Genomic DNA, 13,770 nt, shown 5'->3' with positions numbered 1-13,770 from the left:
ATGTTATTGAGCAATCAAAGCACCCTGCAAATCGGCCAGATTGTGAAAATCCTGAAAGGCAAAAATGCCGGACAGGTGGCCGTGGTCGTATCCATTGAGGACAGCAGGTTCGTGTATATTGCGGATGGGCACAGACGAAAGTTTGATCAGAGGAAGAAAAAGAATGTTCTTCATCTGCAACCCCAGTCCTTCATTAGCAGCGAGGTCGCAAACAGTTTAAATGAAAGCGGTCGGGTCACAAACGGAAAACTGCGTTTTGCAGTGGCGAAGTTTATGAAGTCCACCGAAACCCATGCTGAAGAGAAAGGAGACTAACTGTGGCCAAAGAAGATGTAATTGAAGTGGAAGGTACGGTTATTGAACCGCTGCCGAATGCAACGTTCAAAGTTGAGCTTGAGAACGGTCATCAAATTCTTGCTCATGTTTCCGGTAAGCTACGGATGCACTTTATCCGTATTCTGACAGGCGACAAAGTGGTCGTGCAGTTATCGCCTTATGATTTAACCAAAGGCCGTATAACGTACCGTAAGTAATTTTTACCGTTTCTTTTCATAGGACGTCCGGGATGTTATGATCCTATAGGGCACTTGAAAGTGTTTGATCGCGGGTTTACACTTGTAAAGTCCGGTTGATCCTTATATATGAATTTGCTTCCTTCATGATGGAGGTAAATTCGGAACTAAGTTTTGCGAGAGCAAGACTTTAATCAATCCTTACGAAGCGAGTTTTGTTTTTTGCAAAACTTGAGGGAGGTAATTAACATGAAGGTAAGACCTTCTGTAAAGCCCATTTGCGAAAAATGCAAAGTCATTCGCCGCAAAGGGACTGTAATGGTTATCTGTGAAAATCCGAAGCACAAACAAAAACAAGGTTAATAGAAGGGGGTGTAGCGTAAAATGGCTCGTATAGCTGGTGTGGATTTGCCACGTGACAAACGCGTTGAGATCGCCTTGACTTATATTTTCGGAATCGGTAAAACGACTTCCCAGAAAATTCTGAGCACAACAGGCATCAATCCGGACACTCGTGTTCGTGATTTGACGGAAGATGAAGTCAGCAAATTGCGTGAATCGATCGACAGAACGGTTAAGGTTGAAGGTGACCTGCGTCGTGAGATTTCTTTGAATATTAAACGTCTCGTTGAGATCGGCTGCTATCGTGGGGTTCGTCATCGCCGCGGTCTGCCGGTTCGTGGACAACGTACTAAAACGAATGCTCGTACACGGAAAGGCCCTCGTCGTACTGTAGCGAACAAGAAGAAATAAGAAGGGGGGATAAAAGACAATGGCTAAACCGAAAAAAGTCGTACGTACTAAACGTCGTGACCGCAAAAATATTGAATCCGGAGTGGCTCATATTCGTTCCACTTTCAATAATACCATCGTAACAATTACGGATCCTCATGGAAACGCGATTTCCTGGGCAAGCTCCGGCGGCCTTGGATTCAAAGGTTCCCGTAAGTCGACTCCGTTCGCAGCGCAAATGGCTGCTGAATCCGCGGCTAAAGCTGCAATGGAACATGGTATGAAATCGGTAGAAGTTATGGTTAAAGGTCCAGGTGCAGGCCGTGAAGCAGCGATCCGCGCATTGCAAGCTGCAGGTCTGGAAGTCAACCTGATCAAAGACGTAACTCCAGTTCCACATAACGGTTGCCGCCCACCTAAACGTCGTCGTGTCTAATTGAAGCAAACCTGAAAAATGTGGTATATTTCCGGCACAATCTGCTAATAATGGTTGTTTAGGCATACTACATGATCGCACAAGGGTAAGGTAAAAGTTTCAAATAGGAGCGACGCTTGAAGGAGGGGTACTTGCGTGATTGAAATCGAAAAGCCGAAAATTGAGACCGTTGACGTCAGCGAAGACGGAGCTTATGGCAAGTTTGTTGTAGAACCGCTTGAGCGTGGATATGGAACGACTTTGGGGAATTCCCTTCGTCGGATCCTGCTTTCCTCGCTGCCGGGCGCAGCCGTAACATCCGTACAAATTGATGGCGTGCTGCACGAGTTCTCTACGGTTCCGGGTGTAATGGAAGACGTGACGGAAATTATTCTGAACCTGAAGGCTCTTTCGCTTAAAATTCATTCCGATGAGGAGAAAGTCCTCGAGATTGATGCTGAAGGCGAAGGTGTTGTGACGGCAGGAGACATCCGGGCGGACAGCGATGTTGAAATCCTCAACCCTGACCTCCATATTGCTACGATGGGTCCGGGGTCGAGACTTCACATGCGTATTTTTGCTAACCGCGGTCGTGGCTATGTCCAAGCAGATAAGAATAAACGTGATGATCAACCGATTGGCGTCATCCCGGTCGATTCTATCTATACCCCGATTAGCCGCGTCAACTATGGCGTGGAGAATACGCGGGTTGGTCAAGTGACCAACTACGACAAATTGACGCTTGAAGTATGGACCGATGGAAGCATTCGTCCAGAAGAGGCTGTTAGCCTCGGCGCCAAAATTTTGACCGAGCATTTGATGCTGTTCGTTGGTTTGACCGACGAAGCGAAAGATGCGGAAATCATGGTCGAAAAAGAAGAAGACAAAAAAGAAAAAGTGCTTGAAATGACGATCGAAGAGCTGGATCTCTCTGTTCGTTCCTACAATTGCCTCAAACGTGCCGGCATCAATACGGTACAAGAGCTGACGACGAAAACCGAAGAAGACATGATGAAAGTCCGCAACTTGGGCCGCAAGTCTTTGGAGGAAGTTCAAGAAAAGCTCGAGGAACTCGGATTAGGGCTTCGTACAGAAGAATAGCATCTTAGATTCGTTAGCGAAGGAGGGGAAAACATGGCATACCAAAAGTTGGGCCGCGATTCCAGCGCACGTAAAGCTTTGTTTCGTGACCTGGTAACCGACCTGTTCTTATATGAGCGCATTCAAACGACGGAAGCGAAAGCGAAAGAAGTTCGTTCCATCGCTGAAAAGCTGATCACGAAAGCGAAGAAGGGTGACCTTCATGCTCGCCGTCAAGTGGCAGCATTCGTTCGCCGTGAAACCATTGATGGAGAGCAAGATGCAATCCAAAAATTGTTTAGCGAACTGGCTACCCGTTACGCTGAGCGTCCAGGCGGATACACTCGTATTCTGAAGCTCGGACCTCGCCGCGGTGATTCCGCGCCTATGGTTTATCTCGAACTGGTTGACCGCGCGTAAACAGGTGAGGATGGGGAAAGGGGGGAAGGAATCGTATGATTCTGATCAAACCCTTTTTTTCACGTCCGGGGCCTGTGCACGGAAATAAGATGAATGTCTTATCCGGGTAACAGGCTTCGTTTCGTGTTCCTATGGCTTTACCTTGGAACGGCTTCGCCGTGAATGACGGCGGAGCCGTTTTATGTTTCGTGAAGCAGGCGGAATAGGAGCAAACCGGCATTGGATTCAGGAGGTTTATGGGAATGCGCAATATATGTATGATAGTCAGCTATGACGGTACGAATTACAGCGGTTTTCAGACTCAGCCGGATGGCAATGCCATTCAGGATTATTTGGAGAAAGCCATTGAAATGCTGACGGGAGAGAAAGTGAAAATTCATGCCTCAGGGCGCACCGATGCCGGTGTCCATGCTGTGGGGCAAGTCTTTCATTTTCACACCGAATCGCAGATTCCGGCGGAACGCTGGGGCCTGGCGCTCAACTCCAGGCTGCCGAAAGACATCATGGTCACCGAAGCCAGGGATGTTCCGCTTGATTTCCATTCGCGACGATCGGCCAAACGCAAGACGTACCGCTATACGATCAATGCCAATCAATATCCGGATCTGTTCCGGAGAAACACGGAGCTCCATCATTACGGCAAGCTGAACGTCGAGGCGATGGCTGAAGGGCTCAGGCATCTGATCGGCACGCATGACTTCACATCCTTTGCGTCCCGCCACTCTACCAAGCCATCTCATATCCGCACTGTATATGATGCCCATATCGATAGGGATCAATCCATGTGCCGCCCGGGAACCCGGGATCAGGGCTTGATCCATATCTACATCACCGGGAACGGCTTTTTGCAGCATATGGTCCGCATTATTGTGGGCACGCTGCTGGAAGTGGGCAAAGGCCGCAAAAAACCTGAAGACATCGCTACGATTCTTGAGGCGAAAGACCGGATGAAAGCAGGGCCGACGGCCGAATCGAAGGGACTCATGTTATGGAATGTGGAGTATGAGAATTTTGATGCAAAATATTAAATTTCGGCTTGCGATTTAACTACCTTTCCTGTAAAATAAAAGTTGTGTTTTCTTATGGCTCTCCCACAGCCCCCAAATAAGAAAATGGCAAACCTAACATTTACAAATGATTTCTTTTAACGACAAAGAACGAAGATAAATGATTTTCGGATGAAACCAAGGAGGAACTATTCATGCGTACCACCTATATGGCGAAGCCAAATGAAGTTGAGCGCAATTGGCATATCATTGATGCCGAAGGCAAAACGCTTGGTCGTTTGGCAAGCGAAGCAGCTGCTTTGATTCGCGGCAAACACAAGCCACAATTTACACCTCATGTTGACGGCGGCGATTTCGTTGTCATCATCAATGCCGAGAAGATCCATTTGACAGGTAAAAAACTGCAAAACAAAAAATACTATCGTCACTCTATGCATCCAGGCGGTTTGAAAGTGACGAACGCTCAAGACCTGCTGAACAGCAAACCTGAACGTGTATTGGAATCTGCTGTTCACGGCATGCTTCCTAAAACCCGTATGGGCGAAAAAATGAAGCTGAGACTTAAAGTCTATGCAGGCACCGAACATCCACATGCAGCACAAAAACCTGAAGTTTACGAACTTCGCGGATAATTAAAAGGAGGACAAGTTTCATGGCACAAGTACAATACTATGGGACAGGTCGTCGTAAACATTCGGTAGCACGTGTTCGCCTTGTACCGGGTGAAGGACGCATTGTCATCAATAAACGCGACATCAATGAATATTTCGGTTTGGAAACCCTCAAACTGATCGTTAAACAACCACTGAACCTGACTGAAACACTGGGACAATACGACGTGCTCGTTATTGCTCATGGTGGTGGTATCTCCGGTCAAGCAGGAGCTATCCGTCACGGTATTTCCCGTGCACTGCTCAAAGCTGACCCAGACTTCCGTCCAGCTCTGAAAAAGGCTGGATTCCTGACTCGTGACCCACGTATGAAAGAACGTAAAAAATACGGTCTCAAAGCGGCTCGTCGCGCGCCTCAGTTCTCGAAACGTTAATATCTCCTTGCAACCAAGGATCACAGCCTCTGGCCTTTATGGCCGGGGGCTGTTGTTGTTTTACTTATCAAAAAAGAACTGCAAATGCAGCTCTTTTTTGTATTTTATGCCTTTAATTTTGCAAAGTGCAAAGCGTATCTTCCGTAGAACCAACTTCCGTTGATTCCAACTTCATCCTATTGGCGTTGGTATCCGCCTTGATATCCTTGATAACCTTGGTAGTTCCCTGTCGTTTGGTTAGACTGCTGTCCATACGCCGAGTAGGATTGAGTAGTGCTCTCCATTTGATGGGCCATACTCGAAATTTGCTGCAGTTGCTGAATAGCGGTTTGGTGACCTTGCAAAGCGTTTTGGATCACTTGAACGGCATGGCGCTCGCGTTGAGCCAGCTGCTCAAGCTGCATGGCATTGCTTTCTTCTTGTCTTAACAGTTGTTGATATTGCTGGGATGCTTGCTGAGTTTGTTGAATCAGTTGCTGTACCACTTGGGAAATTTGGTTGGATTGGAATGTGTTCACTGAAAAATCCTCCTCTGATTTGATGTGTTGTTTGATCCCTTATGTATTGTTCCTTTAATGGGCAAAAAATTATTCTTTTGGAGTGAGACAATGTGCCTACTGGGCGAATTCATCATATGTTGTAGTATCACTGAAACGGAGGGATCTTAAATTGCATCCAAATGTACAGCATAAGCATCTGGCATGGCATGAAACGCTGAAATTGCATGAGCTTACCGCTTCGCAGTCCAATAATCTGATTGCTCTTAAAAAACATATTCATGAGGTATGCGACCCAAAGCTGCACGCATTGTATGAGGAAGCGATCCGGTGTACCGAATCGAATCTGCGGGACCTGCTTCACTTTTATTCACTCGCTCCAATGGAAGCCAGGAACCAAAAAGGCAAAGGAGAGCATGAGGATATGACGGCCTTTTATGCAGGTCATTTACTCGAGTTTGCCAAAAACAACATAATGAGATATGCCGATGCCATCACGGAAACGGCGACTCCGCAGTTGAGGGATACATTTGTGAAGCATCTCAACAACGCCATCAAATTCCATGCGCAAGTCTTTAACTATATGATGGAATGTGGCTTTTACCATCCATACGACCTGCATCGGATGCTTGAGGACGACAAGAGAAACGCAAAGAGAGCATTGGAATTCTAACTGTATTCATGAAGGGACCTTTCGATTTCGAGGGGCCCTTTTTTTGACATATCAGAAAGTATAAACTTCCGGGGTCCCCGCAAAGTAAATCGGAATAAGCTTCGAAGGTCATGCGTCACTTTGTGGGGTTGTTTTGGTCCTAAATTCCTTTTATAGGATTGACAACCAAATCAATTGCTTTATACTGGATTTAAATCATATTAAACCACTTGGTATTTACTAATTTAATTCATGTTCATGATTTGAAAGGGGAGAGACATTCGCGATGAATTTGCTTGAAAAAGAAAAATGGATTGAGGTTCAAGCGGTTGAATTGGAGCACGCTTCGGTCGAGGAATTGATCCGTGTTGCCGTTCAAACATTTCCTAACCTCACGTTTGCCTGCAGCTTTGGAGCCGAAGATGTGGTTTTGGTTGATATTTTGCAAAAAGTAAGCCCTTCAACCGATATTTTTTATCTGGATACGGATTTTCATTTTAAAGAAACCTATGAAACCAAAGACAGGCTGGAGTCCAAATACGGAATCGAGTTCGTCAGAGTATCCCCCAAATTGACCCCGGAAGAGCAGGCAGCCTTGCATGGAGATGGACTTTGGAAAAACGATCCGAATGGATGCTGCAATATCCGCAAGGTTGAACCGCTGACGCGCATTCTTTCACAGTATGATGCCTGGATAACGGGCATTCGCAGAGATCAGGCCCCGACGCGCGCAAATACTAAGAAGGTTGAATATGACCACAAGTTCGGACTTGTAAAATTTAATCCGCTTGCGGATTGGACTTCAGATGACGTCTGGAATTATATCCGGAAAAACCAGGTGTTTTACAATCCCCTTCATGACCTGAATTATCCAAGCATCGGCTGCGAGCACTGTACACGTCCCGTTCAGCCGGGAGAAGATCCGCGGGCGGGACGCTGGGCCGGAAGCGATAAGACGGAATGCGGACTTCACCAATAATCGATATGGAAAGGAGGTAACAGTCATGACAGCGATTCTTCCGCATGGCGGCAAGCTTATCAACCGGATTGCAGAAGGAAGGGAGCGGGAAGAGCTTCTGCATACCGCCTCTCTAATCAAACAGATCCGGATCAATAGCTGGACGGTTTCCGATCTCGACTTGATTGGCAGCGGTGCCTTTTCTCCGCTTGAGGGATTCATGAACGAAGCGGATTACCGCTGTGTCGTAAACTCTATGCGGTTGGCCGATGGAACGGTATGGAGCCTGCCGGTTACATTATCGGTGGACGAAAAGACTGCCCGAGGTTTGAACGTCGGAGAACAAGTAGCTTTAACGGGCGCAGAGGACGGCATTATATATGCGATTTTGACCGTTGAGAGTGTCTTTGAAACGGATCAGGGAGACGAAGCGCGGAAGGTGTTCAAAACCGATGATCCCGAGCATCCTGGCGTGAAAAAGCTGTTTGAGCGTTCTCCGATCTGCGTTGGCGGCAGCATTAAGATTATGAACCGGCCTAAGCCGGAAAGATTTGGCGAATTTTATTTTGATCCGGCGGCGATAAGAGAACTATTCCATCGAAAGGGCTGGAAAACGGTGGTTGGCTTCCAAACCCGCAATCCCGTACATCGTGCCCATGAGTATATTCAGAAAAGTGCCATGGAGATCGTGGATGGCCTTTTTTTGAATCCGCTTGTCGGGGAGACCAAATCCGATGATGTGCCGGCCGATGTTCGGATGAAAAGCTATCTGGTGCTCCTGAAAAACTATTATCCTGAAGATCGCACCTTCCTGGGCGTGTTTCCTGCAGCTATGCGGTATGCAGGCCCGAGAGAGGCCATTTTCCATGCCATTGTACGTAAAAATTATGGATGCACTCATTTCATCGTTGGCAGAGATCATGCCGGGGTTGGCGATTACTATGGCACTTATGAAGCGCAGGAGATCTTTTCCGGTTTCAAGCCGGAGGAGCTTGGCATTACACCGCTGTTTTTCGAACACAGCTTTTTCTGCAAGAAATGCGGAAACATGGCCTCCAGCAAAACCTGCCCGCATCCCAAAGAGGAGCATTTGACCCTTTCCGGCACCAAAGTGCGCGGGTTGCTGCGGGACGGCCAGTGTCCGCCGCCGGAATTTACCCGGCCGGAGGTGGCTGAGGTGCTTATAGCCGGAATGAGAGCGCAAGTTACGCCTTAAAGTACTTAAAGTACTATTTGTCCACCTTCTCCCATATAGATGAGTAGAGTCGATATGGGAACGGAGGTGGATTTTTGATGTCCAAGCAGGGGCCTGGCAAGCAGGTGCTGTGGATTCGGCTAAGTTCCGTCAAAAAGCTGCTCATCGGCATATGCTTGCTCGTTGTATTTATCGCCATAGTTATGTTTAAAGTGCCTGCTGTAGACACGATCGAGCACTGGAGCCTTCCGCTCTCAGGCAAAGTGATTGCGCTGGACGCCGGTCATGGCGGACCTGATGGCGGAGCTGTAAGCAAGCAGGGAGTGGTCGAAAAGGATGTGAATCTAGCGATTACGCTGTATCTGCGCGATTATTTGCAGCAAGCAGGGGCGTTTGTTTATATGACCCGCGAAGGCGACTACGACCTGGCCGAAGCCGAGACCAAGGGATATTCCAAGCGCAAAACTGAAGATTTGAAGCGGCGGGCGAAGAAGATCGAGGATACCAAGGTCGATCTGTTTCTGAGCATTCATTTGAACAGTTTTCCGTCCAGCCGCTGGAGCGGGGCGCAAACCTTTTATTATCCTGGCCATCCCGACAATCAAACGCTTGCTGTGCTGATTCAGGACGAAATTAAACGGAATCTCGAAAATACGGACCGAGTCGCTAAAACGACAAATACCGTGTACCTGCTGCAAGCTTTGAAAATGCCCGCGTCGCTGGTGGAGGTCGGGTTCCTTTCCAATCCGCAGGAATCGCAGCTGCTAAGGGACGAGAATTACCAGAGGAAGGTGGCTGCAGCCGTTTACAAGGGAGTGCTGCGTTATTTATCCGGGGAAAAGGTGAATTTGTCTTCAGAAAATGGGCGTTGATGGTATAATACCTACTAGAAGTGCGTGTTCAAAAAGGCTGGTTTTCAGTACCGAGGCTTATGCTTACGATGTGCGTTTTTTCAAAACGCTTCAGTTGAATGAAGATAGGGACTGAGGAGCGAAGCTAAACGTTTTCGTAGAAAACGACTTCGAAGGCGTCTGCTTGTAGTGGGTGCGTGAGCACCTGAAATGTTTCCGGAGGAAACATACTTCGTAAGCATCTGCTTAGGCCGGCTGAATTCAAGATTCGCTTCGTGTTAGATATAGAATTTATTCGTTATCTAGCTACGCTGATGAAATTCTATATCGCAAGAAAACCTACCGTTGAATCGCGGCCCTTTCATCCTTGATTGAGCCTCGATTGGTTTTCTTATCAAAAGCGGACTTTTTGAACAACCTCTAGAAGGCTTATCCGTGAACGGATGCCAATATATAAAGAGAAGGTGCTGCCATCATGTTATCGCGTGAGCAAGTTCAGGAACTGCTGCATCCCATTGGGGACACTGCCACCGGCAGAAGCATGATTGAACTGCAAATGATAAGAGATATCGTCGTTAAAGGAAACAAAATATCGCTTTCCGTGATTACGCTGGACAATCGTGAAGGCTACGGACAAGCGCTGGAAAAAGAAATCCGGGAACGTCTGCAGGCTGCCGGGGCGGAAGAGATCCATATCCGCATGCGCGAAGCCAACGAGCATGAGCGCAGTAAAATCTTGGGCAACTCTGAGGCCCAAACGGACCAGGATAAGCTTGTGAAAGGACATGCCGCCGGGCTTGAGAAAAATGAACTGCTGAATGATCCCGATGTTCATTTTATCGCGGTTGCGAGCGGGAAAGGTGGGGTCGGTAAATCGACCGTTACCGTCAATTTGGCTGCCGCCCTTGCACGTCAGGGGAAAAAGGTGGGGCTTATCGATGCGGACATCTATGGATTTAGCGTACCGGATATGATGGGGATTGAGGAAGGTCCTGTCGTCGTGGACGGATCGATTGTACCGGTGGAGCGTTTTGGCGTTAAGGTCATGTCCATGGGCTTTTTTATCCGTGAAAACAATCCGGTGGTGTGGCGTGGACCGATGCTCGGCAAAATGCTTCATCAATTTTTTGGCGATGTGAATTGGGGCGAGCTGGACTACTTGCTGCTTGATCTTCCTCCGGGAACCGGCGACATTGCGCTGGATGTGCATCAAATGCTGCCGCAAAGCAAGGAGATTATCGTTACGACTCCGCACGCGACGGCCGCTTTTGTCGCAGCCCGTGCGGGTGCAATGGCTATTCAGACACAGCACGAGATTCTGGGCGTGGTTGAAAATATGGCTTATTATGAATGTTCCCACTGCGGCGAAAAAGATTTCGTGTTTGGCCGCGGCGGCGGCGGACAGTTGGCTGAAACCCTGCATACGGAACTTCTGGCACAGCTTCCGCTCGGCGCCCCAGACAATCATATTTCGGAACCGGATTTCTCGCCATCGGTATACAAATCCGAAACGACAAGCGGCCAGATCTATAATGAACTGGCAGCCAGCATTATTGCCAAATGTGAATCGTAAACGTATTCACAAAGAAAAAAGCCCCGAAAGGGGCTTTTTTCTTTGTTGTACCGCTCCTGCTCTATAGCGGAAGGTGGTGGATGCATTGAATGGCGATTACCTTGTGAAATAGCTCGAGGTTCACCTGATCAGGACCCGCCGCCACCGCCATCACCCCCGCCGCCGCCACCTTCCTTGCCTTTGCCTTTCCCGCCGCCGCCTTCTTTCTTTTTGCCGCCTTCGCCGCCTTTTTCGACTTTAGGCTGAAGCTCTTGGGTCACCACATTTTTCAGAAGGGACATCACTTCGATTTTGAACATCGGGTTTTGCATGGCTTCCTGCATAACGGTCATGGATTGCTTACGGTATTCCGGCGTTTTGGTCAGGTCAAGAAACATCTTCATGACTTCAGGGGATTTCATAATATCCGAAACCGCTTTTTGATATGACGGATCCTTGATAAGCTGCATGTGCAGCTGCTTGTTCTGGGTACTGATCGCTTTGGCGAAATCTCCGGCAAACTGGGGATCGGTCATGATTTTTTCAAATTCTTTTTTATATTCCGGGGAAGTAATGGTATCCTTAACGGCGCTGCGGATTTGATCTGTTGCCTGAGCGGTCATCATTTGCATGCCCGGACCGCCTGATGAGCCGCCTCCGCTCTGTTTTAACGCGTCCTCGACCGCCTTTTTGCCTTCATCGCTTTTCAGGATGTCGACGACCATAGTTTTCATCTCTTTATAATCGGTCTGAGGCGGTGCATAGCTCTGTTCGGATCCGCAGCCTGAAAGTACGGTAGATATTCCGAGTATGATTCCCCATATGCCTGGAACCGTCCATTTCATGAGCGTCACTCCTTTATTGTAATCCTGCATATAGTATGCGAAAGTAAAATTCGAAATATGTCGTTTACGGGAATGGTTTTTTAATGTGAACGTTGGTAAAATAAACATTTGGGGGTGCAGGCGATTTGAACTTGAAAAACTGGTCCAAATTATTTTTTAAAACCTTGCTTGTAGGAGCCATTGTCTCCATTATCACCGGGTTTGTGCTGCCGTTCAGCAGAGAGTCCATATCATTTAAAGATGTAAGCGATGTATTGTTTTATATGCTTATCTTATTCGGTTTTGGAGCAATGACAAGCGTATATTCACAGCTGGGTTTTTTTGCTTATATGATCCTGAATTATACGGCAACCGGCGTTTTTTCGAGAAAAGTTTGGCAGTACATACAGCTTGTTCTTGCCGTACTTGCGCTGCTGGAAGTCATGTTCTTCCGTTCGTTCGTAGGCAGAGAGCACAGTCAGACCGCAGATATTCTTTTAGGCAGCGGTATTTTGATCATAGCCATTATTGTTGCTTATTTTAAAGCGAAAGCCACCAACGCTACCGCTTGGGTGCCAACCATCTTTTTTATGACGGCCGTTACGATCGTAGAAATGGTGGGGGGACTGCAGATCAATGTAAACAATGCCACTGTTTTTATTGTGGTTCCTTTACTCGCATGCAATGCATACCAAATTTTAATACTTCATAAGCTGCTAAAACCAAAAAAGAGCTAAGGAAAACTTAGCTCTTTTTCTTTGAAAATGAATTAAAGTTTTAAGCGGGGCTTGATAATCCAAGAAAAACTTCCGCCAAATGCGGTCCTTCTTCCTTGAGGGACGTCGATAGACGTTTTTTAAGATTATAGAATTTATAAATTTTCTTGCTACGCTGAACAATTCTATAATCGCAAGAAAAACTATCTCTAAGCGCGGTCTGTCTTCTATGAAAATACGTCGATAGACGTTTTTCTTATATTCTGAAGGCTTACATCCCTGCGGCATCATCAAGCGCTTGCTGCAGCGTAGCCTGGTCATGGACCTCCTGGCCTTTGGCTTCGGCTTGGGACAAAAGATCGGAGACAGTAACAAACTCATAACCTTTTTTGCGGAGTTCGTCAATGATGACCGGCAGGGCTTCATGCGTTTGTTTGCAGGAATCGCTGGCATGAAGCAGGACGATATCGCCTGGATGCGCTTTGGTGACAACGCGATTTACAATATTTTCGACACCGATATTTTTCCAGTCCTGGGAGTCGGTATCCCACTGAATAACCTTGTAGTTTAGACTGTCGGCAATTTTCAGCACTCTTTTATCAAAATCCCCATTTGGAAGACGCAGTAAACGTGGTTCTTTTCCGGTTAAATCGGTTAATATAGAATTGGCTGTAAGAAGCTGGGTTTTGATTTCTTCGTCGCTCAGGCTGCTGTAATTGACATGTTTGTGGCCATGGCTTCCGATCTCAAATCCGGCTGTTTTGATTTTATTCACGATATCCGGATGGCTTTTGCCCCAGGGAGAGGAGAGGAAGAAGGTAGCTTTATCGACGCCTTTGTCTTTCAGGACATTCAGGATCGGCTCGGCGCGTTTTTCCCCCCAGCTGATATCAAATGTCAGGGCGATCACCTTCTTATCTGTAGAAACGCTGTAAATGGCTTCGGGAGCCCCTTCAGAAAATACCGTAATGTTGTCTGACTCTACATAGATGATACCGATCGCGAACAGCGCCGCGGCCAGAACAAAAAAGGTTCGTTTGATTTTGCGGCCGTTCAGCACATAAAAAAATGAATTCATTGCGATAGTCGCCCCTTTCCCACTTCGATTATGCTTGTTTACCCTGATTTTCGAGGTGATAAATGCCAAACCTGATGGATCAAGATGTTTTCCGAACTTTCACTGCACCCATAGGGTGCAAGTAACTATTTAAGAAAAATACCGTGGTTTAAGCGAAATACAGGCTTTTGCGGTTTGACTTTCGAAATTCAGGTTACTTCAATGTATGCTCGTACCAGCGAGTTATTACCCTAGAG

General features: G+C 47.3%; 19 protein-coding genes. 16 read left to right on the top strand and 3 right to left on the bottom strand.

Annotated elements, in window-relative coordinates; genetic code table 11:
* The 10 genes from L6442_RS29855 (at position 1) to rpsI (ending at position 5,211) form a co-directional block, all read left to right on the top strand.
* Positions 1-315 (top strand): KOW domain-containing RNA-binding protein, encoded by a 315-nt coding sequence (locus L6442_RS29855; RefSeq protein ID WP_194234551.1) that lies wholly within the window; start codon positions 1-3, stop codon positions 313-315.
* Positions 316-317: 2 nt separating this feature from the next.
* Complete coding sequence (gene infA / locus L6442_RS29850) at positions 318-533, top strand: translation initiation factor IF-1 (RefSeq protein WP_006212898.1); 216 nt, start codon at positions 318-320, stop codon at positions 531-533.
* Positions 534-761: 228 nt separating this feature from the next.
* On the top strand, positions 762-875 hold the full coding sequence (gene rpmJ / locus L6442_RS29845; protein ID WP_003322638.1) for a 50S ribosomal protein L36: 114 nt from the start codon (positions 762-764) through the stop codon (positions 873-875).
* A gap of 21 nt (positions 876-896) precedes the next feature.
* On the top strand, positions 897-1,265 hold the full coding sequence (gene rpsM, locus L6442_RS29840; protein ID WP_194234552.1) for a 30S ribosomal protein S13: 369 nt from the start codon (positions 897-899) through the stop codon (positions 1,263-1,265).
* A 19-nt stretch (positions 1,266-1,284) separates the two neighbouring features.
* Positions 1,285-1,680, top strand: a complete 396-nt coding sequence (rpsK, locus tag L6442_RS29835) for a 30S ribosomal protein S11 (protein WP_194234553.1) — start codon at positions 1,285-1,287, stop codon at positions 1,678-1,680.
* 135 nt (positions 1,681-1,815) lie between these two features.
* Positions 1,816-2,760, top strand: coding sequence for a DNA-directed RNA polymerase subunit alpha (locus L6442_RS29830; protein WP_194234554.1), 945 nt, complete (start codon positions 1,816-1,818; stop codon positions 2,758-2,760).
* A 33-nt stretch (positions 2,761-2,793) separates the two neighbouring features.
* Positions 2,794-3,159, top strand: a complete 366-nt coding sequence (gene rplQ / locus L6442_RS29825; RefSeq protein ID WP_194234555.1) for a 50S ribosomal protein L17 — start codon at positions 2,794-2,796, stop codon at positions 3,157-3,159.
* 242 nt (positions 3,160-3,401) lie between these two features.
* Positions 3,402-4,187 (top strand): tRNA pseudouridine(38-40) synthase TruA, encoded by a 786-nt coding sequence (truA, locus tag L6442_RS29820; protein WP_212980825.1) that lies wholly within the window; start codon positions 3,402-3,404, stop codon positions 4,185-4,187.
* Between the two features lie 173 nt (positions 4,188-4,360).
* Positions 4,361-4,798 carry a 50S ribosomal protein L13 gene (gene rplM / locus L6442_RS29815; RefSeq protein ID WP_194234557.1) on the top strand — a complete coding sequence of 146 codons (438 nt, stop codon included), beginning with the start codon at positions 4,361-4,363 and terminating at the stop codon, positions 4,796-4,798.
* A gap of 20 nt (positions 4,799-4,818) precedes the next feature.
* A complete protein-coding gene (rpsI, locus tag L6442_RS29810) occupies positions 4,819-5,211 on the top strand; it encodes a 30S ribosomal protein S9 (protein WP_194234558.1) in 393 nt (130 codons plus the stop codon).
* A 176-nt stretch (positions 5,212-5,387) separates the two neighbouring features.
* Here rpsI and L6442_RS29805 read toward each other — a convergent pair whose 3' ends face one another.
* Positions 5,388-5,729 carry a hypothetical protein gene (locus L6442_RS29805; RefSeq protein WP_237100130.1) on the bottom strand — a complete coding sequence of 114 codons (342 nt, stop codon included), beginning with the start codon at positions 5,727-5,729 and terminating at the stop codon, positions 5,388-5,390.
* 151 nt (positions 5,730-5,880) lie between these two features.
* On the opposite strand from L6442_RS29805, the gene L6442_RS29800 reads away from it, so the two are divergent.
* The 5 genes from L6442_RS29800 (at position 5,881) to L6442_RS29775 (ending at position 10,937) form a co-directional block, all read left to right on the top strand.
* Positions 5,881-6,381 (top strand): spore coat protein, encoded by a 501-nt coding sequence (locus tag L6442_RS29800; RefSeq protein ID WP_212980826.1) that lies wholly within the window; start codon positions 5,881-5,883, stop codon positions 6,379-6,381.
* Positions 6,382-6,646: 265 nt separating this feature from the next.
* Positions 6,647-7,339: a phosphoadenylyl-sulfate reductase gene (locus L6442_RS29795; protein WP_212980827.1), complete on the top strand. Its 693-nt coding sequence runs from the start codon at positions 6,647-6,649 to the stop codon at positions 7,337-7,339.
* Positions 7,340-7,364: 25 nt separating this feature from the next.
* Positions 7,365-8,534 (top strand): sulfate adenylyltransferase, encoded by a 1,170-nt coding sequence (sat, locus tag L6442_RS29790; protein WP_212980828.1) that lies wholly within the window; start codon positions 7,365-7,367, stop codon positions 8,532-8,534.
* Between the two features lie 77 nt (positions 8,535-8,611).
* Positions 8,612-9,385: an N-acetylmuramoyl-L-alanine amidase CwlD gene (cwlD, locus tag L6442_RS29785; protein ID WP_212980829.1), complete on the top strand. Its 774-nt coding sequence runs from the start codon at positions 8,612-8,614 to the stop codon at positions 9,383-9,385.
* A gap of 454 nt (positions 9,386-9,839) precedes the next feature.
* Positions 9,840-10,937, top strand: coding sequence for an Mrp/NBP35 family ATP-binding protein (locus L6442_RS29775; RefSeq protein ID WP_212980830.1), 1,098 nt, complete (start codon positions 9,840-9,842; stop codon positions 10,935-10,937).
* 128 nt (positions 10,938-11,065) lie between these two features.
* Here the strand turns inward: L6442_RS29775 and gerD are convergent, their stop codons facing one another.
* Positions 11,066-11,761 (bottom strand): spore germination lipoprotein GerD, encoded by a 696-nt coding sequence (gene gerD / locus L6442_RS29770; protein ID WP_212980831.1) that lies wholly within the window; start codon positions 11,759-11,761, stop codon positions 11,066-11,068.
* A 125-nt stretch (positions 11,762-11,886) separates the two neighbouring features.
* On the opposite strand from gerD, the gene L6442_RS29765 reads away from it, so the two are divergent.
* Complete coding sequence (locus tag L6442_RS29765; RefSeq protein WP_212980832.1) at positions 11,887-12,477, top strand: KinB-signaling pathway activation protein; 591 nt, start codon at positions 11,887-11,889, stop codon at positions 12,475-12,477.
* Between the two features lie 250 nt (positions 12,478-12,727).
* On the opposite strand, the gene pdaB is transcribed toward L6442_RS29765, so the two are convergent.
* Entirely contained in the window at positions 12,728-13,534 is an 807-nt protein-coding gene (pdaB, locus tag L6442_RS29760; protein WP_212980833.1) for a polysaccharide deacetylase family sporulation protein PdaB, read from the bottom strand.
* Between the last annotated feature and the right edge of the window lie 236 nt (positions 13,535-13,770).

It is taken from the genome of Paenibacillus azoreducens (assembly GCF_021654775.1).
In the GTDB taxonomy this organism is placed as follows: domain Bacteria; phylum Bacillota; class Bacilli; order Paenibacillales; family Paenibacillaceae; genus Paenibacillus_AQ; species Paenibacillus_AQ azoreducens.
Note: the sequence above shows the minus strand (reverse complement) of the source record. Positions and strands in the feature narration are given on the sequence as shown.

What these genes read in the sequence shown, in the direction of transcription:
- L6442_RS29855 (WP_194234551.1), top strand. Translation starts at nt 1, where the DNA reads ATGTTATTGAGCAATCAAAGCACCCTGCAAATCGGCCAGATTGTGAAA.
- rpmJ (WP_003322638.1), top strand. Translation starts at nt 762, where the DNA reads ATGAAGGTAAGACCTTCTGTAAAGCCCATTTGCGAAAAATGCAAAGTC.
- rpsM (WP_194234552.1), top strand. Translation starts at nt 897, where the DNA reads ATGGCTCGTATAGCTGGTGTGGATTTGCCACGTGACAAACGCGTTGAG.
- rpsK (WP_194234553.1), top strand. Translation starts at nt 1,285, where the DNA reads ATGGCTAAACCGAAAAAAGTCGTACGTACTAAACGTCGTGACCGCAAA.
- rplQ (WP_194234555.1), top strand. Translation starts at nt 2,794, where the DNA reads ATGGCATACCAAAAGTTGGGCCGCGATTCCAGCGCACGTAAAGCTTTG.
- truA (WP_212980825.1), top strand. Translation starts at nt 3,402, where the DNA reads ATGCGCAATATATGTATGATAGTCAGCTATGACGGTACGAATTACAGC.
- rplM (WP_194234557.1), top strand. Translation starts at nt 4,361, where the DNA reads ATGCGTACCACCTATATGGCGAAGCCAAATGAAGTTGAGCGCAATTGG.
- rpsI (WP_194234558.1), top strand. Translation starts at nt 4,819, where the DNA reads ATGGCACAAGTACAATACTATGGGACAGGTCGTCGTAAACATTCGGTA.
- L6442_RS29795 (WP_212980827.1), top strand. Translation starts at nt 6,647, where the DNA reads ATGAATTTGCTTGAAAAAGAAAAATGGATTGAGGTTCAAGCGGTTGAA.
- sat (WP_212980828.1), top strand. Translation starts at nt 7,365, where the DNA reads ATGACAGCGATTCTTCCGCATGGCGGCAAGCTTATCAACCGGATTGCA.
- cwlD (WP_212980829.1), top strand. Translation starts at nt 8,612, where the DNA reads ATGTCCAAGCAGGGGCCTGGCAAGCAGGTGCTGTGGATTCGGCTAAGT.
- L6442_RS29775 (WP_212980830.1), top strand. Translation starts at nt 9,840, where the DNA reads ATGTTATCGCGTGAGCAAGTTCAGGAACTGCTGCATCCCATTGGGGAC.
- gerD (WP_212980831.1), bottom strand. Translation starts at nt 11,761, where the DNA reads ATGAAATGGACGGTTCCAGGCATATGGGGAATCATACTCGGAATATCT.
- pdaB (WP_212980833.1), bottom strand. Translation starts at nt 13,534, where the DNA reads ATGAATTCATTTTTTTATGTGCTGAACGGCCGCAAAATCAAACGAACC.